This is a genomic window from Parcubacteria group bacterium (assembly GCA_016186325.1).
Taxonomy (GTDB): Bacteria; Patescibacteriota; Minisyncoccia; order UBA10092; family UBA10092; genus JACPHB01.
Genome location: JACPLW010000010.1, coordinates 1 through 19,177, shown reverse-complemented (window position 1 = coordinate 19,177; position 19,177 = coordinate 1). Strand labels below are relative to the sequence as shown.

General features: G+C 46.3%; 12 protein-coding genes and 3 tRNA genes. 2 read left to right on the top strand and 13 right to left on the bottom strand.

The window, feature by feature from the left end; all coding sequences use genetic code 11:
* Positions 1 to 125: 125 nt before the first annotated feature.
* A complete protein-coding gene (locus HYW79_02985) occupies positions 126 to 3,140 on the bottom strand; it encodes a hypothetical protein (protein MBI2635483.1) in 3,015 nt (1,004 codons plus the stop codon).
* A 99-nt stretch (positions 3,141 to 3,239) separates the two neighbouring features.
* Here HYW79_02985 and HYW79_02980 point away from each other — a divergent pair, with 99 nt between their 5' ends.
* A complete protein-coding gene (locus HYW79_02980) occupies positions 3,240 to 5,858 on the top strand; it encodes a right-handed parallel beta-helix repeat-containing protein (GenBank protein ID MBI2635482.1) in 2,619 nt (872 codons plus the stop codon).
* 16 nt (positions 5,859 to 5,874) lie between these two features.
* On the opposite strand, the gene HYW79_02975 is transcribed toward HYW79_02980, so the two are convergent.
* The 3 genes from HYW79_02975 to HYW79_02965 all read right to left on the bottom strand — a co-directional run bounded on the left by HYW79_02975 (position 5,875) and on the right by HYW79_02965 (position 10,995).
* Positions 5,875 to 6,654: a hypothetical protein gene (locus HYW79_02975; protein ID MBI2635481.1), complete on the bottom strand. Its 780-nt coding sequence runs from the start codon at positions 6,652 to 6,654 to the stop codon at positions 5,875 to 5,877.
* Between the two features lie 226 nt (positions 6,655 to 6,880).
* Positions 6,881 to 10,780 (bottom strand): hypothetical protein, encoded by a 3,900-nt coding sequence (locus tag HYW79_02970; protein ID MBI2635480.1) that lies wholly within the window; start codon positions 10,778 to 10,780, stop codon positions 6,881 to 6,883.
* Between the two features lie 5 nt (positions 10,781 to 10,785).
* A complete protein-coding gene (locus HYW79_02965; protein MBI2635479.1) occupies positions 10,786 to 10,995 on the bottom strand; it encodes a helix-turn-helix transcriptional regulator in 210 nt (69 codons plus the stop codon).
* A gap of 383 nt (positions 10,996 to 11,378) precedes the next feature.
* Between HYW79_02965 and HYW79_02960 the strand changes: the two genes are divergently transcribed.
* Positions 11,379 to 12,929, top strand: a complete 1,551-nt coding sequence (locus HYW79_02960; protein ID MBI2635478.1) for a recombinase family protein — start codon at positions 11,379 to 11,381, stop codon at positions 12,927 to 12,929.
* Here HYW79_02960 and HYW79_02955 read toward each other — a convergent pair.
* The 9 genes from HYW79_02955 to HYW79_02915 form a co-directional block, all read right to left on the bottom strand.
* Positions 12,908 to 12,994 (bottom strand) — tRNA-Leu (locus tag HYW79_02955). The two genes, HYW79_02960 and HYW79_02955, sit on opposite strands and share 22 nt — an antisense overlap.
* A 7-nt stretch (positions 12,995 to 13,001) precedes the next feature.
* Positions 13,002 to 13,074 (bottom strand) — tRNA-Cys (locus tag HYW79_02950).
* The gene (locus tag HYW79_02945; GenBank protein MBI2635477.1) at positions 13,057 to 13,824 is read right to left on the bottom strand and encodes a hypothetical protein; all 768 of its coding nucleotides are present in this window, start codon (positions 13,822 to 13,824) and stop codon (positions 13,057 to 13,059) included. The genes HYW79_02950 and HYW79_02945 overlap by 18 nt, the downstream gene beginning before the upstream one ends.
* A gap of 37 nt (positions 13,825 to 13,861) precedes the next feature.
* Positions 13,862 to 14,866 (bottom strand): DHH family phosphoesterase, encoded by a 1,005-nt coding sequence (locus HYW79_02940; protein MBI2635476.1) that lies wholly within the window; start codon positions 14,864 to 14,866, stop codon positions 13,862 to 13,864.
* A 220-nt stretch (positions 14,867 to 15,086) separates the two neighbouring features.
* A complete protein-coding gene (gene rbfA, locus HYW79_02935; protein ID MBI2635475.1) occupies positions 15,087 to 15,434 on the bottom strand; it encodes a 30S ribosome-binding factor RbfA in 348 nt (115 codons plus the stop codon).
* The gene (gene infB / locus HYW79_02930) at positions 15,431 to 16,948 is read right to left on the bottom strand and encodes a translation initiation factor IF-2 (protein ID MBI2635474.1); all 1,518 of its coding nucleotides are present in this window, start codon (positions 16,946 to 16,948) and stop codon (positions 15,431 to 15,433) included. The genes rbfA and infB overlap by 4 nt, the downstream gene beginning before the upstream one ends.
* Before the next feature lie 52 nt (positions 16,949 to 17,000).
* The gene (locus HYW79_02925) at positions 17,001 to 17,486 is read right to left on the bottom strand and encodes a DUF4446 family protein (GenBank protein ID MBI2635473.1); all 486 of its coding nucleotides are present in this window, start codon (positions 17,484 to 17,486) and stop codon (positions 17,001 to 17,003) included.
* Positions 17,487 to 17,545: 59 nt separating this feature from the next.
* Positions 17,546 to 17,632: transfer RNA gene (locus tag HYW79_02920), tRNA-Ser, on the bottom strand.
* Positions 17,633 to 18,104: 472 nt separating this feature from the next.
* A partial coding sequence (locus HYW79_02915) for a hypothetical protein (protein MBI2635472.1) occupies positions 18,105 to 19,177 on the bottom strand: 1,073 nt, incomplete at its 5' end.

The window sequence follows — 19,177 nt, the reverse complement described above, 5'->3', positions numbered from 1 at the left end:
CAGAATCGCCTGGATTCTCGTTCTCGCTTCCGCAATGCGGGAGGCCAAAGTTGGATCACGGGGATTTGTCCGGGAGAGTACGGCTATTTCAAGAACCGCTCTCTGGACGGATAGGATTTCAAGCCTTACTGCATCGAGATTGGGAGTCGGGGGTTGTGGAGGAGGCGGTGGCGGATTCCCTCCTCCCTGATATACACGCAGGAGGGATAGGGAGAGACTGTTCCGTTGTTGATTGAGCTTGGAGTGCAACTCCCTGGGGTGTCGGAAACAGTACGGATGGTATTGTTCGAAGATTGGGATTCATTTCCTGACGCGTCTTTGGACTTTACCCGGTAGTGATAGAGGGTGTCTGGAGAGAGATTTGGAAGAACGAGAGAGTGGGAGGATGTGAGGGTAAGAGAAGAAACGAGGAAGCCGTAAACAGCGGACAGTCCGTACTCCGCCTTCGAGTCCGCAAACTCATTCGTCGTCCAGGTTACGGTAACGGAAGAGGTGGAGACTGCGGCGTTTATATCAGATATTTGGGGAGGGGTGGTGTCTGCTGTTGTTCCGGCTAAAGTCTGGAAGGTATAGTTCGGGGAGACGGCTTCATTGCCGGAAGCATCTCTGGACTTTACCCGGTAGTGGTAGAGGGTGTTCGGAAGGAGGCCGATGAGGGGGAGAGAATGCGCGTTCACCAAAACGGAGCTTGAGATGGTTTTTCCGTAGGAGACGGAAGTTCCGTATTCGATTATTGAAGTGGCGGGCTTATTGGTCGTCCAGTTTATCGATGCGGTTGTGGAGCTGATCGAAGAGGCGGAGATGGAGGAAATGACGGGGGTTATAGTAGATCCGCTGATTTGGAAAGAGACTCTCGATTCATTCTGCGCCGAGCCATTCCAACAGCGGACGATGATTGCGGAATTTCCGGTCTCCGATGTCGCGATATTTACTTCGGAGACGACGTTATTCTGAGCGCTTACGACGTTTTTGGGCGTATCGTTCAATTTCACTTCGCACTTGTACGAACCAAATGTTCCGCTCGGCTTGAAACGAAGCTGAACAGGTGTGGAGACTGCCTGTCCCGCTTGCGGAGAAAGAATTTGGGGCACGACAACGCTCGAAGCGGGACAGAATTTCTGGACGGCGTACTTATTTGCCTCCCGCACCATCTCGCGGATCGAGGAGTTATTGTAGGGATTCTCATGTCCTTCTCTCGCTCGATAAATAGTAAAGAATCCAATCGCGTTTGCTCCACGAGTAAAATATGTATCAATTTGTTGTTTCATCTGTGCAAGCGACGGCATCAAATAGTCATTTCCTCGTGCAAAGCCTTGATAGATGCCGATGACCGGAGGCATATAGCCAAGTTTTTGCTGGAAGAGTGATTGGTACTGGTCCAGTACGAACTGGGTAGCAGTCGTTCGGTCCTCATGTCCGCACCTTGCGTCATCGTCAAAAGCATTGCTTCCCGGATAAATATAGGTAGCAATACCGTCGAACATCCCATGTCCGGTGTTGTTCCGTAAGTTGTTATTACATACTGCTCCCGTGCCGTGTCCCGAAAAAACTGGCTTATTATCGAACCGCTTGATGATCGCGTACATTTTCTGGGAGGCAGCCATATATGGTCCATGCGGACTATCGTCTTTTGCGTAGTACCCGATCTGGCCCCCATTCGCATTTTCCCGCATAAAATCCTCCAATTCTTTATGGGGCAATATGACCGTCTTTTCTGTGTGCGATTTCGCGTAGGTTCCGTTTATACCTCGTTCACAATCGGTAAAGCTGCTTACCGGCGCATTGGTAAATCCGGCGCAGCGAACTTCTTCCCATTCGATGCTGAACTCTGCGGGCAGAGACAGGGGACGAAAAGAAAACAATTCTGCAGGCGTCGCTCCCCGCGCGACCGATTCTACGGGGATTGTTCTATCTGTCGCGCTGATATTTGACCGGACCTGCATCTTGATGATGAATCTTACGACGCTCATGAGAGCACCTATGTCATAATTTTCCGCGTCAATTCCAAGATCATCGGCACGTGTCATTGCGAATCGGACACCAAGCTCATGTGCAAGGCGAGCAGTGGAGGAAGGCCCGGGAGGTCCTTCCGGATCCGTCCCAACGCCATAAGCGCCGACTAGATTTTTTGTGCAGCTATTCGCAGTTCGGCAATCCCTTCCGCATACGAGTTCGTTCTCTCCTTTACTCGTCGAACATACGCCGTCACCGCAAATGTACGCCCGCTGCGTCCGAAAGGTCTGACTCGTGCTCTTCCCCTCCGGCCCGCTTCCGACTTTCGAGATCGCCCGGAGATTCAGCGGAACATTCGGCGGTAGATTCGTAACGGTTACGGTGTGCGATGTGGAAAGTGTCCCGTCGAATGAGGTTCTGAACCCGTAATCTGTCGTATATCCCCACTCAACTTGCGATGAGGCGGGGATATTAGTGGTCCAGGTTACCCGGACAGAAGAATCAGTCACGTTCGTGACGGAGACAGAGGAGAAAACTGGGGCTGTACTCTGTTTGATGAGAGAAACGGAATCGAGAATTCCGTATGTTCCATTCCCACCGATAGAGCGGAAGTGGAATGTGTAACTTCCCGAAAAATTCGGCGTCGTAAAGCTCAGTGTTCTTTTGACCCAAGAAGGCGAGGAAACAATTCTTAAGGCATCGAGAATTGCATTTACGGTCGTATTCCAAGTTGAGGCGTCTGCGGAATCCTGAAGAAAGTAGTTGTCGCCGCCTATCGTGTAGGAGATACCCGTGTCAAGCGTACCTGCCGCACTGGTCTTTCCGAACCACTCAAGAATATAAGAAGTAAGCGGAGCGAGCGTCACTGCCTGCCGCACGACAGGATTCGTGCTCGTCCCATCGGTAATTTTTATCGCCCGCGCGCCGCTTTGCGCGTCGCTTGTAGCGTCCGTTCGGCCGGTTTGGGGCGATTCGACCCAGTCCGAAAAGTTATGGCCCTTGCCGTCGGAACGAGTACCGATCACCGTCTCAAAGCTGTTGTTTTTAATAAGTTCCTGGGCAGAGGAATAGAGCGGGGCAGAAAAGATGCCTAGGGCAAAAAACAGCGTTGAAAGAAGCAAAAAATTTCTCATTTTTCTTATGCTAAAAATATACCATAAAGAAGGACATTTTATTGTCCACAGCAAATACTACACCAAATTTGATTAAATTTATTTTATTTTATAGTATTTTATAGTATGGTAATAAGGGTAATAATCTCATTTTACTATTAATAGTACACAGGCATGACAAGTGAAAAAGTAATTAGGGAAAATATCAAGAAATTACGCACCGAACTTGGCTTAACGCAATATGTCTCGGCTAGCCTTTTTTTCATCGCATGTTTCTCAAGCATTCTTTTCCTTTTCTCAAAAGCCGACGCCCAGGTAACTTCGTTAAATGTGAACGGAAGTTGCCCGGACTCCACTCCGGCGACGCCGCTTTGCAACGATGGGACGACGTATCGAACTATACAGGGGGCTATTGATGCCGCTTCCAGGGGACAAACAATTTTGGTAGCGCCCGGCGCGTATAATGAATACGTACTACTCAATAAAGTCGTTGCGATTGAGGGAGCAAACGTCAACACGACAATCCTGCGCCGCCCGACGGGCATCTCCCGCCCGGCGATCGTAGAGATTAGAGAAACGGGAGGGGTAGCGACGTTGAAAAAGTTAAAAATTGAGGGAGATTTTACCACCCTAACAGCCGCAATTTACATACACTTGGGAGGGCGGGCGCAAATCGAAGGCAACATCATTAAGGGACCGGGGTTAACAGACGGCAGAGGAGGCACGGCACTCCGGATAGGCGACAGGACAGGGGCCACGGCAGATGCGACCATCAAAGATAACAGGATCTTGGACTTTGGGGGCAAAGGAATAAGAGTTGAAGGCGCGGGAAACAAAGCCATTATTTCCAATAACGAAATCATCGGCGCAGGGCCATCACGGATTACCAATCCCGGCACGGTAGTTGAAGGGCAAACTTTTATCAAGAACGGCCAGACAGGAATTGATGTCGAGTACAACGCCCTAGCCAATATCTCCGGCAATACCATACAGGGTTTTGGGTATCGAACATTCCCTACCGACAGAGACCCGATTCGGGCGCGATGCATCAGTTTTTCAAATATCAATGTTCCCCCCGATGCCGATTGGTATAAGATCGAAAACAACACCTTAACTAATTGTCAAGCTGGAATCTGGATTTACGGAAATAGGGGTTTCACAGGCGCAATCACCAATAATACAACAAGTAATGATGGAGTTTTTGAGGGAGAAGTTGCTTATCTAGCAAGTTCAGTTGCCGTGATGCTTCGTGGCGGGACGGTGACCGCTGAAAATAATATTTTTAACGGTATCTCTTGGGTCACGATTGGATTTTGGTTCCACGGCAGCCAATACTGGTCTCCTCCCATGAACTCGAAAGCCGCGCTACGAAATAACAGGTTAAATGGATTCAAGGATGCAATCCGTCTTGATAACGCCTACAATACTCCCACTATTAAAAATAACTCCTTCACGGCAAATGGCACCGCGATACGCCTGTGTTACAACACCGCGCTGGATGTCCGGTCCAACTGGTGGGGAAACGCAAGCGGACCGGCGCATCCTTCAAATCCCCAAGGGACAGGCGGCAAACTCTATAATGCTTCCACAAACTGCAGCGGGACAGGGTCGGGAACATTTTCCTTCCAGCCGTGGTTAACCTCTGACCTCGCAACCACGACTCCAATTACCATCTCGGGAGCTTCGCCTTCACCTGCATACGCCGGTTCGGAATTAACGTTGTCAGGTTCCGGCTTTGAGACCGGATCAACGGTAGTGTTTAACGGCAATTCTCTGACACCAAATGATATTTCTCCTGACGGTAAAACTATAAGATTCACTATCCCCACTGTCACGATACCGGGAAAATATCAGGTTTATGTATCAATCGAAAATAGAAAAAGCAATGAGATACAAGTAACCGTTTCAAAAACTATTTTAGAGCCCGGCACGATGCAGGTGGAAGCAGTCACTTCGCCTCCTCGCGCTCTTACTATTCCTGCCGGCGCAAAAAACGTACCGATAGCCGGAATACAGGTTTCAGCCAGAGGCGAGGATATTATGTTAAGCAAAATTGCTCTCCGTCTTAACGAAACGGAAAAACAGGTTGTAGAAAAAATAGCTGTATGGCACCGTGGCCAAAAAGTGGCGGAAACTGGCCCGGAATCGGCAGTTATCGAAATTCCAGAGATGCTGCTTCGAGACGGAGGAGAAGGCAGGGAGTTCACCATTACGGTTGATGTCAGTACGGCGGCAAATCTAATACCGCTTACGCTCCAATATGCTCCGGAACGAACAAGCGGGGTAGGACAGCGTTCGAGAGTCAGAATTTCTGCAACCGGAGTTGCTGAACGGGCGGGTAAAATCATGCGAGTAGGTCCGAGCGACACTCCAATGTTATCTCTCTACATTCCCGATACCAGAGGAGCGCCCGGTGAAAATATCGCGGTATTCCACTCCGTTAATCAATATGAAAAAGTGCAGCTCAGATATGTTTGTCCGAACGGCATAAAAACAGCCGGCACAGACCTGTGCAACAAGGGGCAGGTCATAAAGACGAGCGGAATTCAGACTGTTGAATTTGAAAACACAACCGGTCAACAACAAATCGTCAGAGCAAGATTAAGAGCATTGGACCCCAACAACGAAGTTTTGCAGCAGCATACGTTGCAAATTACTGTAATTCCACCCGCGTCCGCGTCTGGTTCATCCGTCCTTAACCTCATTGCCGGTATTGTCTCCGCCCCGCTAGATGTATTCCAAGAGATCCTGTACGACATCGGTAATAAAGTACAGGACTTTATGTTGTGGTAGTCCTTGGCAGCAAATTCTAGTAATCCGGTCCGGAAATTGCTTCCCTGCAAATTATCGCTTTGCTAGGTTCCAAAACGTCGCAGGCATTTATTCCTTGACCGGTTTTCTTGGTAATTTCTTTGAAGCAACTAACACGCCAGTGGAAAATAATTATGCTGTCGCATTGCGCTAAAGCATTTTGCGAAACCAATTTTAAGTACTGGCAGTAATGTTTTGGAGATGTAACACTTTGGCACAGATTATTGTTGCTTAGTTGTTCTGCTAAATCTTCGAAACAAGCATCTTTGGTGAGAAGATTTTGGATTTTGCTGCAGTAATTTTGATCGCTAAATCTTTTTGACAATTCGCGCCAGCACTCGTCTTGTGATACCCCGCTTCGGCTAACGCAACTAACTTGCGGAGTGTTGATTATGAAAGTAGCGTAAGTTTTGTAATCGGTTTTCTTAACAAAAACATCATATGGAGCTTCGTGGGGCGGATTATCAAATGAACTACCGTAAACTTTTCCGTCAACGGTAAGTTCGTAAACTACGGCAAGTCCGCTCCATACACACTGAGAATCTTCCGGACATGGAGAATATATGAAATCTTTTACCTCCAAAAAAACATTCAAACCTTTCACGCGAGCAGTTTCACCTTTTTTTAAAGTGAACTCTTGCCCTAACGAAACTGTTGAGGCAGGAGTCGATACTGGCGGGGTCGTTGTTTGTTGGCTCAAAACAAAATACCCGATTATTCCAGCGATAACAATTACTCCGATAATTATTGCAATATTTACAAATCTCTTCTGACTCATATAATTAAAAAATCTTACCCCTAAAGAAAATGCGAAACCGCCAACTCGTGAACCTTTCGAACTTACAATTTCCTACGTGGTGCTGTAATTATACACTTCGCTCGAACCTACTTTGAACGGAACTAAGGAAACCGCCCCGCCGCCTTGCTCGGGCATGGCGGAATTCCCCCCCCCCACCCCCCCTTCCGCCACACTCTCGATCGGACGGACGGAATTTTTGGAGGGCTTATGCGATTTCGTCTATCTCTTTCGGTGTGCTTGGATTATAGTTTTGCGCTCGCTCCCAGTCAATTGGGACAACACTCTCAACTTCTCCGGTTTCTTCATTAAATTCAATAATCGTGTCTTTGATTCTCCATCGCTTATCAATCTTAAGTGTTGTCCGGAATAGGTCTGCCATCTCTTTATTTTTCTCTGCGACAACGCGCATGATGGATTTAATTTGTTCGTCAGAATATTTTCCTGATTGTATTAATTCTTTTTCAAACTTTCTACCAGATCGGCCTTCCAGTTTTTTCATCAAGAGATAATTACCATCGTCTTTTTCTTTACCGGAAAGAAAACCAACGGGCTCGGCAGTTGGTAGTCCGGCTTTTTTGGCGGCAATTAAAATAGAAAATTCTTTTCGCGCCTCTTTTGCTTTGCGAAGCTCTACGCGCTTAGCGACAATTTCGGTGCCATCGCTGAGCATAAAGAGTACAACTTCCTCATCTGGGTACTTCCCCTTCCCCTTACTTCCCTTCAATAATTCGCTATGTTGGGTGAAAAAGACTTTGGGATCACGAAGAAATTCTGGAGGTAAGAGTTTCGCATAGTCTTGCCGAATGCGAATTGTGTAATGTTCTGAATCGAGATTGATATTCCCGGATGGTTCATGGTGCAATTGCTCCTTCAGCCAGTAATGCCGTCCAATAGCTTGTTTAACCATCATGAAGTAAAACTGTTCTTCGGGATTCGTGGGTTTAGCAATGTGGCGAATCTTGCCAGTTTTTTCATCAATGATAAGCCCTTCGGCAACCTCCTCAATTTTTGCATTGTGTTCAATATATTCAATAATTTCTGACCGAGCATTCTCGGAAATACCTTTGACACGACGATGAACAGAAGGGGCAGAAAGCAGGCGGATTCTCTGCTCGATATCTTCATCGCTAAAATCCATCACTCGCATAATTTGTTCGGGAATGGTGCCAGTATAGCCGGTGTCATAGAAAAGCGGGTCAGCGTCGGGACTGATTCCTTCCTGTTCCAAAAATTGTCGTTTAGTTTCATAATTCAAATTATCGCGGAAGTAGCGTGGGTATACAGTATATAGCGGATGAATTTCAATAACTTCACCCATTGCTTTGAGTTGTTTTCTTTCCTCAAGACCCATTTTACGGCGGCGCGCGACATCTTGAGTTCGTCTGCCAACCCAAGCGTAAATTCCATCGCGACCTAGATATACTTCAAGCGGATATCGTCCCGTCTCTCGTAAATTATCAAATTCTTCGTAAAGTTTGTCATAGAGTGGAACATCAACTTCATGAATTTTAATATATCGTCTAAATCCTTCTGCTAAAATACGATCCAAATCGCTACTTAAGTTTCCAATTTCTGAAAGCCTCGCAACGTCTCCTTCAATACTCTGTACAAAATACCTAGCAATAAACGAGCGGATATTATTGAGTAATGAGGTTATCTTAACAGAGCTTGACTCTGGATTGAGTAATGCCTGTTTATCCTCGTCTTTGATATTTGGATTCAAGCGGACCGAACTTAAAAACTCTCGATATGCTTGATTAATCTTTTCATGAACTTCGGCAAGCGACTCTTGAATTTCTTGTGAATAGACTCCGTATTTTTTTAATTCTTCTTCCAATCCCCGAATAGCTGTAAGTTTCCCATCAATAACATCAGAAAGAGCGGAAGCCATACGAACTTGTTGTCTACCAAAACGCCACGGATGATTTTCAAATGGATCAGATTCGCTAAACCCTTCATTGCCATGACTATATCCGTATTCATCCTGTTGCCCATCGTCATCTTGTTGAAACTGTTTCTGATGTTCCTCAACAATAATCTCTGCTTTTGCAAAAATGTCAGCAACCCATAATTCGTTTTTCCAAGTTGTTTGATCGTTTTCAACGGCGTAGATAAATTTTTGTGCTACGGAATACTGTTGAATCGCTTTAGCAACATTTTCCGCTACCCACGGCTGTTGATAGTATTTATCAAGATTTTCAACGAAGTAATCGGCCAAATCTTGATCTGTTGTTAATTTAGCAAAAATCATTTCTTCGGCCTTTGCAAGGGTTGCAGGAAATATGCTGGCTAGATGTTCATCACCAAGATATTTTATATACACCGATAAATTTCCATTTAAAGCGCCTGCCGCCGAATGATCTACTTTCGTTTTTATTGAATCAAACCAGTCCACGCGTTCGCCGATTTTCAATGCTAAATCGATAGCTTTCTGCGTGGCTAATAAAGCTACACAGTGCTCTTTGAGGAGGTTAGATAACTTTGGTCTTAACTCTCCAAAATTTCGGAAAATATCATTTAGACGCTTGGCGAACGTTTCTACGTTTTTTACGTCAAGGTATAAATTGAATAATTGATCTAGCGCAACATCTGCGCTTTGTAAAATTATTTCCCGTGCAAGATGCAATTTCTCGGCAAGATTTATAATGTCTGCAAATTCAATTTTCGGTTCTGATAGTAAATATATGAGATCGGATTTCCCCTTCTCTAAAATTTCCGCCTGATTAAACGCTTGCGTAGGTAGAGGATAGTTTTCTAAAAATTCATGGAGTTTTTTTAATTCGCCTCCTCTTAAACCGGACAATTTTGAACCGATTTCTTTCTGTATAACCTCTTGCGCCTTTGGATCAGCTATTATCTGGGGGCTTAGATGAAAAGTGATTCTGATATCATTTGCGTAATTAATAGAACCTGCTTTAATCGCATCATTCCATAAATGGTAACCCTTTTCTACAATTATTGGATCCTTGAAAACACTTTCGGAGACCGGCAATTTTGATATGTCAGATACTTCAAAAAAATCTTTGGCGCTCAACGTAAGAATCTTTTCTTTTACCGCCTTATCAACCACATATTGAGGAATTGGAAAATTGGGAAATATGCTTTCCAATAACCATGATACAGACATATTTTTCAATATAATCAAGCTGGCTTGTTCGAAAACTTGCTGAGGTAATTCTAACGATTTGCTTGCTGAAAGAATATTATTGAGAATATTTTTCGCATAGTTTTTTTCTTGAGAGATAAAAAATCTTTTCCTTTCAATCGCAGTTAGAATTGCGTCTGCAATTTGCGACCCTGAAGGATTAAATAATCTCAGTTCATCAATACTCTTGCCCTCTAAGATCTGTTCCCCTAGGGCAAATCCTAAATTTTTAGAAACATCAGGTAGTTGCGTTATTTGAGACACCGCCGAAGGAAAGGTTTCGGACAACAACCTCAATTTCTCAACGACCCAGTGTGAATAATTCCGAAAGCCCCTTTTTAGACAAAAGGCGAGTGCATCAGCAAAATCTCGCTCTTCGGCCATTTCTGCCTGCAAGCCGATACGCCTGATAAGTTTACATATGCCATCAACACCAATGAGCCGACCGCCATCGTCATTCTTTCCCATTAAAATATCAATGGCCGCTTGTTTTAACTTATTACCAATCTGCATTGGATTATTTCTCAAATAATTCTCTAAAGATGGAAATAGATCTAAATAGTAGTTTGCAACGTAATCACTCCTTTTAGACAGGCATTTTTCAAATCCTTGGAGAGCTAGTTCAGTTACTTCCGAAGAATTTAAATCAAGGATTTCAAATCTATTAATAAATTTCACCAAGGTGCCAATGCTAGCGGAACTCTGATTAGCTATGGCCTCTTTTACGGTTTGTTCCAGTGCTGTTTTTAAGCGATCTAGATCTATAGGAATATTAACCAACGCTGTCATTTCATCAGCGAGCCCAAAATAATTATCATTCTGAATCATCTTTTTGAGTTTTTCTATCGTCGCAATTTCCTCTGCATCACCATAATTTGATGCCTCGCCAGATTCCACTTTCTTGCGAAGTTTCTCTGCTTCATCTTGCGCTCTCGCTAAATTGTATTTTTCGCCCTCCATAGTAGTTAAATTAAATCCTCAACCGGAATATCCAATGCTTTCGCTACTTTTTTGAGTGTATCAATAGTCGGATTATCTTGTTTGCCCGCTTCAATATTAACAACTGTATTGTTGGAAACATCGGCAAGGCGCGCAAGTTTTTCCTGCGATATGCCCAGCTTTTCTCTCAATTTCTTTACTGTTTTGCCTATATTTGTTTTACTTGACTCTGCCATAATAGATTAGTAACATTAAATTGTGGTATACTTATTGAAAGCCCTAAACACAATATAATGTTACCAAAATATTTTGATTTATACAAAGGGAGTTCCTTAATCTTTTCCGCGCAGGGAGGATTGGGCAAGGAAAAGTATCTTGTCGCCGCCAAAAATTCCGTCCGTGCGATCGAGAGTGCGGCGGATTCCGCCATGCCCGAGCAAGGCGGCGGGGCGGTTTCCTTAGTTCCGTTCAAAGTAGGTTCGAGCGAAGTGTATAATTACAGCACCAGAATTAACTTTGTCGGAATTGACTGCTCCGCGCGGCGAGTACGCCGCGCTCCGCAGGGCAAAATTCGCTTTTGTTTTCGCCGTAAAATCCCAGAGTTCGCCCCAATAACAATATGAAAGAGCTCAAACCAAAAACTCAATGCGTTCTCTACGCTCGGAAATCAACCGAGGAAGATGACCAGCAAATAATGTCTATTGAGGCACAGCTTTTTGAATTGCGCGAATTTGCCGAGCGAGAACGCATTGAGATAATCCGTGAGTTCACGGAAGCGAAAAGCGCAAAGAAGCCCGGGCGAGACGAATTTGCCAAAATGCTTTCAATGATTGAAACGAGCAAAAAACCGCTCGGCATTTTGGCATGGCACCCGGATCGTCTCGCCCGTAATAGCGTGGATGGTGGCAAAATTATTTACCTTGTAGACACCGGAGCTATTACTTCTTTGCGCTTTCCGCAATTTTGGTTTGAGCCAACTCCGCAAGGAAAATTCATGTTGCAAGTGGCGTTCGGGCAGAGCAAATACTTTTCTGACAACTTGGTGGAAAATGTGAAGCGCGGTATCCGCCAAAAACTCCGCCGTGGAGAATGGCTAACGCTCGCTCCTTTGGGATATATAAACAACTACAAGACGCGAAACATAGAGCCGCACCCTAACAATTCTCGCGTCATTAAGCGAGTGTTTGAAGAATACGCCACCGGAAAATATACCCTTGTTTCTCTAGCGGAGTTTTTGGCGGAACATGGCATTGTCCAAAAGAAAGGAACGCCACTTGCCAAAGTTTCCGTCGTGAAAATGCTGACGAACAGGGCGTATTTAGGATTTGTGAAATTTCATGGCGAATATCACGACGGAAACTTTGAGCCGATTCTTTCCCCGACACTGTTTGAAGCAGTACAGAAAGTATTGAAAAGTAAACAGAGACCGCGCAAACAAAAAGAACGATATGATTTTCCGTTTGTTCAGTTTGCACGGTGCGGCGAGTGCGGCAATATGATCACGGCGCAATATGCCACTAACCGTTTCGGCACTCGCTACACTTACTATCGTTGCACCAAGAAGCAGGGAAAGTGCGCACAGCCGTATATTGGAGCCGACGCACTCGTCGCTCAATTCCAATCACTGCTTCAATCAGTGTCGCTTCCTCTCGAAGAAATTGAAGTTATGGAAAGGCAAATAAACACATGGGAAAGCGAGTCAATTTCTTCGAGAGGAGAAATTGCCCAAAATCTGAAATCCAAACTTTCCGAGACGCAGGAGAAGCTAGACCGACTTGTGTCACTCTACTTGGACGGCGATATTGAGCGCGACTTGTATCTGACGAAGAAAGACACTCTCCTGCGTCAAAAAGCGAAGCTGGAGGAAAGTTTGGGAGATTTTGGGCAACAGGGAAAGAATCGGTTCGAACCCTTGCGGAGTTTCGTTTTGTCCTTGAAAGAAGCGGAAAAAGTGGCGCACACAAAAAATTACGCCGACTGGCGCAACTTTTTCCGTTCTCTCGGCTCTAACCCACAAATCAAGGACAAAACGCTTTCAATCAATTGGGGCGAACTCTGGGATTTTACGGCGAAAACAAAAGCGGATTTTGCCCTGCGGAGCGCGGCGTACTCGCCGCGCGGAGCAGTCAATTCTGAACAAGTTACTTCTGGTGCCCGGGGAGAGACTTGAACTCTCACGTCCTTGCGGACAGCAGATCTTAAGTCTGCCGCGTATGCCGATTTCGCCACCCGGGCTTTACAAAGGCCACGGCGGGACTTGCACCCGCGAATCGCGGTTTTGCAGACCGCTGTGTTTGCTACTTCACCACGTGGCCACTATTCAAGTGCTTTAATATATTAATAATATCTTGATCAATTTTCGAGGGACGTAATTTGAAATACTTAAGAAAAATTTTTGCCTTTCGTTTAAAATATAGCTCATGCAACACATCTTTATACAAAAATTTAAATATTAAGATGCTATCGGCCGTAAAATATCTTAGTTGAAAAGAGCGGTGCCCGTTGTAAATTTTATTCTGACGTACACCGAGAACTCTTTTTAAAAGAGAACTCAACTGTTGAAGAAAAACTCTGCTGCCGCTTGTAAAAATTACACTAAGTTTTTTAACAATTTTTTTCTTCGTCTTTCCTCTGGTCAGCTGTAAATAAACACAACCATCGCCATCTAGGTATCCGCGAATGAAATCATTTAAGTAATCTTTGGGAATATCCGGAAATGTTATGGTGAGTGATTTCTTAGGATATAGACCATGATCAGTCAAAGCATCATATAATGTATGGCTCCCGATTCGCAGGACATAACAACTCTCTCCGTTCGGCCACGTTGGTCTAGCGACGGTTATATTATGTTTTGAACTAAGCCATCTCCTAATTTTAAAAATAATGTGCCTCTCCGCACTCGTAACACGAATATATTTACCCCGATTGTAAGGCGTATTCTCAAGACTGCCGTCAGCATACCAATAGCCAAGAACGTAGGCCATTCTTGAAGACCAATTATCAAAAAACTTTGCATTAACATAATATTTTACGCCCATCTTAGGAGTTAATATCTTATACTGCAAGTATAACACACGATTTTTAATGAACAAATGGCCCGCATTAATGGTTATCCTTAATAGCAACTTTCCTCGCCTCATCAATTAACTTTGCAACAACTTCTTTCCACTCTGCCTCTATTTTAAAGCCGGAAGCAAGCTTGTGTCCACCGCCCCCGAAAGCAAGAGCAAGCCGTGATACATCAACGCCTTTGTATTCCTCGGAACGGAGACTGCCTTTTATGTGTTCTGCGTCATCAGAATCTTGACTCAAAAACACGGCCGAGCGCGCCCCTTCAATAGTATTCAGCACCCCGGAAAACTCAACCATCAACTCCCTTTTGGCTTTGTGCTTTTTCAAATCATCCGCCGTCACCCGGGACACTGCAAGCCCGCTTTCCCGATCAAGACAAACCCTTAAAAGCGCTTCGCCCCAAAGCCGAAGCCCTTGCGGATCTTTTTTCCGGAATGCGGCTCTGACTGCCCGCTGAAGATCGCCTCCTTTTCTCATTACCTCACCGGCAACCGAGAAGGCTTCGCCCGTCGTATTCGCATGCATAAACCCTCCGGTATCAACCACGAGACCGAAAAGGATGCACGTCGCCATTGCCGGAGAGATTGAAGCCCTCGCATGAGAAAGAAAACGAAAAACAAGAGATGTCGTCGAGGGCGCCGCAGGATCGACAATAAGAAGATCGCCCGCATGTCTTCCCAACGGATGATGGTCAAAAGTAATCGTAGAAATTTGCGGCTGCCGAGAAATCCATTCGTCAAGGCCCAACCTTTTAAAATCACCGTAATCAAAACCGAACAAAAGGTCGAACGGTCCCTCCGGTGTTTCTGAACGGCAGAACTCAATTCCCGGCAGGGACAAAAGAGATGAAGAAAGTTCTCCTCGCGTTAGCGCTACAACTTCTTTGCCGCCGGCCATATCCTTCAACCAAAGTAATGCCGCAAGAAGCGCCCCGAGCCCGTCGCCATCGGGATCTTCATGGGTCGCAAGCAAAATGCGCCGCGCCGATTTAATTCGCGAAAGCGCTTCATCGAATTTTTCAGCAAGGGGGTCCATTATACAGAAAACTAAAATACCTGAAGCATGAAATTATCAATTTTAAATGACTAACTTCTTGCTTGTTATAATGCGAAATATGCGAATACCCGATGCTAATGACGCGAATCGTTTTAGCATTATTCGCATACATCATTCGCGAGATTCGCATTATGCACACTGCTTTGGTTGAGAATTGACAATTTGCTCTATGCTTGATTTGAAATTTAGGATCCGGGTTTTAGCCGCTCTGACGATCTCTTGCCAGCAGCTCTTCCACCCTTTCCCTTCTCTCCTCTTCTTCATCAGTCAAAAATAAAATCCGCGGCACCGGCCGCATCCGGAGCTTCCGGTTCAACCGCTGTTGGACTCCTCTCGTGCTCTTTTTCAAAAGCAAGAGCGCCTCCCGTTGCGCTTCGCGGTCTTTGCCGAAAATAGTTACAAATACATCCGCATAATGAAGATCCGATGAAGCATTCACGCGGGTAACGGTTACCAGCGCGCCCCCGGAAAACTGAACCTCCCGCAACACAATGTCGGCAATAACCTCTTTTAAAAGTTCGTTTACTTTCTCAATTCTTCTGCTCATTGAAGGGCTGGAATCTTTTTCTCCTCTTCGAAAAACGAAAGAATGTCGGCGGGGGCGATGTCAATGCTTGCCTCGACAGCAAGGCCGAATTCAAACCCTTCTTTCACCTCATCAGCAGATTGTTTCTCGCGCTCAAGGCCGAGAATTTTTCCTGAACCGATTTTCATCTTATTGCGAAGGACCTCAAACTGCGCTCCCCGTCGAACGAATCCCTCCGAGAGAAGCCCGCCGATAATCTGCCTGTTTTTTTCCTTTTTGAATAACTTCAAAATCCGAGCGCGGCCCGTATCGGCGCGCTGCATCTCAGCCGGAATGCGCTTCGCCATTTCCTCCTTTATTTCGTCTTCGAGCTCATAGACCACATCACGGATAATAAGCGTGACCCCGTGCAAAGAGGCGATCTCGCGAAGTGATGGCGGAACTTTTACCCGGAAACCGACAATGACAACATTGGGGCCGGATCCGGCGAGCTTAAAATCGGACTCGCTTACATCTCCGGTTTCGCTTTTTAAAATTCGCGCTCCGATTTTTTCAAACTGCAGCCGCTCGACCACATGCTCGACCGCTTCGCGCGATCCGCTTACATCGGTCTTGAGAATAATCGAGAGCATCATCTTCCCTTCTTCGGCGCGAGTCTCTTTCAAACCGCCGACTCGATCGGCGCCTCGAAGATTTGCATATTCTTCGGCATCGCTTTTATTCGAAAACGCCTTAAATTCGTCGCCGAGCTCCGCTTCTTTGGCAAGGCCGGATACAACAACAGGCATGGCGGCAACGGCCGAGTCAACCGGCTCACCGCGAAAATTTTCAAGCGCCCGGACGAATGCTACTGCCTCACCCATTAACACAAACATGCCACGCTTCAAAAATCCCTCCTTTAAAAGGAGTGTCGCCGCTTTCCCGCTTCTCGGGTCGGTATGGGACTCAATGACAACGCCGGAAGCCGACAATGCCGGATCCCAACGCAATTCCTCAAGCTCCGCCATAAGAAGCACGGTATCCAAAAGAGAATCAACATTCTTCCCGGTCTTTGCAGATATGTCTACGGCCGGAATTTTACCGCCATACTCTTCCACCAAAATGCCGCTCTCGGCAAGATCCTTCCGGGTACGCGCCGAATCAGCATTGGGCCTATCGATTTTATTCACGGCAACCACAAAAGGCACGCCAGCACCCTGGATGATGGCAATCGCCTCTTTTGTCTGCTGCTTTACTCCCTCTTCGGCGGAAACAACCAGGATCGCGATGTCCGCAACGTTGGCTCCGCGTGAACGCATTTTCCCAAAAGCTTCATGCCCCGGCGTGTCAATAAATGTTATTTTTTTACCTTTATGCTCGGCCTCATACGCGCCGATGTGCTGGGTAATTCCGCCTGTTTCCTTCTCGGCAACTTTTGCCTTACGGATAAAATCAAGAAGCGTCGTCTTGCCGTGATCAATATGACCCATCACCACAACAATGGGGGGCCTTTCCTGACCATCTGTTTTTTTCTCTTTTTGAACAGCTGTTTGCATATGTCAAGTAAAAAATCATGGATAAGGAATTACGAAATTCCTGATTCATAATTCAACCGCGAAGGGCTTCTTCCAACACTTTTCGCTCTTCTTCCGAAAGCTGCTGTATCGCCCTGCCGACCTTAACGGCCTTCGCGTATGTCCTTGTACCCTCGCGCGAATACAGGCTGGAAATAATGACTCCATCGTTCTTGCCGTCCAAAAGCGCCAACGAAAAACTCTGGTCGCCGCCGGTGCTCGAAAAAGGATTGAAACGGAGAAACCCCGCTTTCTGAATGCTCGCCCTCCCTATCCCTTCAAGTTCAACAACACGGCTTTCCAAAGAAATCATGCCGCCCTCAACGGACTTAACGCGCCGTAACAGATCCTCCAGCAATTTCCCTTCCGTAAAACCCGCCCGGCCGGATAAACCGCTTTTACCAAAAACACTTTTCCACTTCATCCTTATGTCGATAACGAGCCAAAAAAGAGCGGCTACCGCAAGAACACCGGCGGCAACAAAAATAAAAAACGATTGTTGAAAAAAAAGTTGAGCCATAAAACGGTTTTTCTCGATCCCGTTAGAAACGGCGGGGGTGAGATTCGCCCAGCACATAACGGTGAGGGTGAGATTTGAACTCACGAGAGGATTTCTCCCCAACTGGTTTTCGAGACCAGCGCCTTAAACCACTCGGCCACCTCACCGTTATGTGCTGGGTTCGAAACCGTCCCATTCAGCCTCTCTGGCACCCCGCCATTTCTAACGGGACGAGCCGGCGCCTTGCTGAAAAATACCTGCCTTCGCCTCCCCGAAACTACTCTGTACAATAAACCATTACTGCAAAAAATCAACCTTAGAAAAACGAGCTGCGTACCCAAATTTTTCATTATGTCCGAAGCGAGCCATTCCTAAAATTTTCTATTGCGGAGATGTGATGACAAAATATGTCAAAACTTTTGCTATCGCATATGTTTTGACATAACGTTTTCGTATGACCAAAGCGAGCCGTATGTCGGAATTTTTCATTGACGGAGGTGTAACTACAAATCGACGAAGGAGTTGAAATAAAATAAGAGGAATGCGCTTATTTCGCATTCCTCTTATTCATTTTATGAAACTCCAAGGAGGATTTGTTTACACCGCAGGCTGAAAAATTCCGACATATGGCGAGCGCTTTTATTCCGGCGGCACCTCTTCAAACGACGGAACAGAACCAACCGTAACTGTCGCGTTTCGAGACGCACCGTCGCAGGTAAGCGTGTAGGTCGTCGTGTTCTCCGGACTCACGATCCTGGTGCCGGTCGGGGAAGAAACCGGTCCTATTCCTTGATTGATAACACAATTGCCAAGGCCGTCGGAATTCCACGAAAGAGTGGACGACTGGCCGGGGACAATGTTTAATGGGCTTGCAGTAAAGCTCACAATTCCAGCAACTACTGACACCGTACCGCAACCCCGATTTGCCGTTTCACTGCCGGAAGTAACCGTAAGAGACCCCGACTTAGTACCTGCCGCGGAATACGTCACAAGCGCCGGGTTAGTATTTCTGCCCTCAAGCGGCTCGCTACCTGACCAAGAGAACGCATACTGACCGGTTCCGCCGCTGACCGTTGCCGACCACAATACCTCGTCCCCTGCTCCAACGCTTGAAGGCGATGCGGAACATGAATCGATATTCAGAGGCCCGCTGGTAAGTGGCGCAGTAATTTCGGCGATAAATGAACTACAATTATTAGTCTCATTGGATTCGGTAACCTCGCCGCCTGAATCGCCGCAAAGGAAAATCCGATGGGTCCCGGCCGGAATGTTGCTCCAATTACCAGAGATAACCTTTACCTCGGTTTCCGAACCAAGTTGACCCACCGTCGGAGGAAGCGGCAAATTAAGGTCTGCCGGAGGAAGGGCGGCCGAAGCAAGAATCCGTGGAATGCCTTTTCGCGACGCGACATAGAACTTGGCGTTCAGAGTCAAATCAATTGTTCCGTTATTGTTTAGATCAATCAGGAATGCGTTGTCAAAAGGCACTGTTATGGGAATCGTGCTGTTATTCCGAATCTTCCCGCTTATCGTCGCAGTACGGCCGATTTCGAACGCGCCGGTTTCTACTTCCGGCGTATGCGACACAACCAGGTCGGGCAAGTACGTAGCGAGCGCTCCGCATACAAGTCCGCCAGTACCGCAAGTATTCGCTCCTGACCCGGCCACTTCTCGGCACTGTTTTTCAAAACAAGTGAAATGCCTTGCGGCCG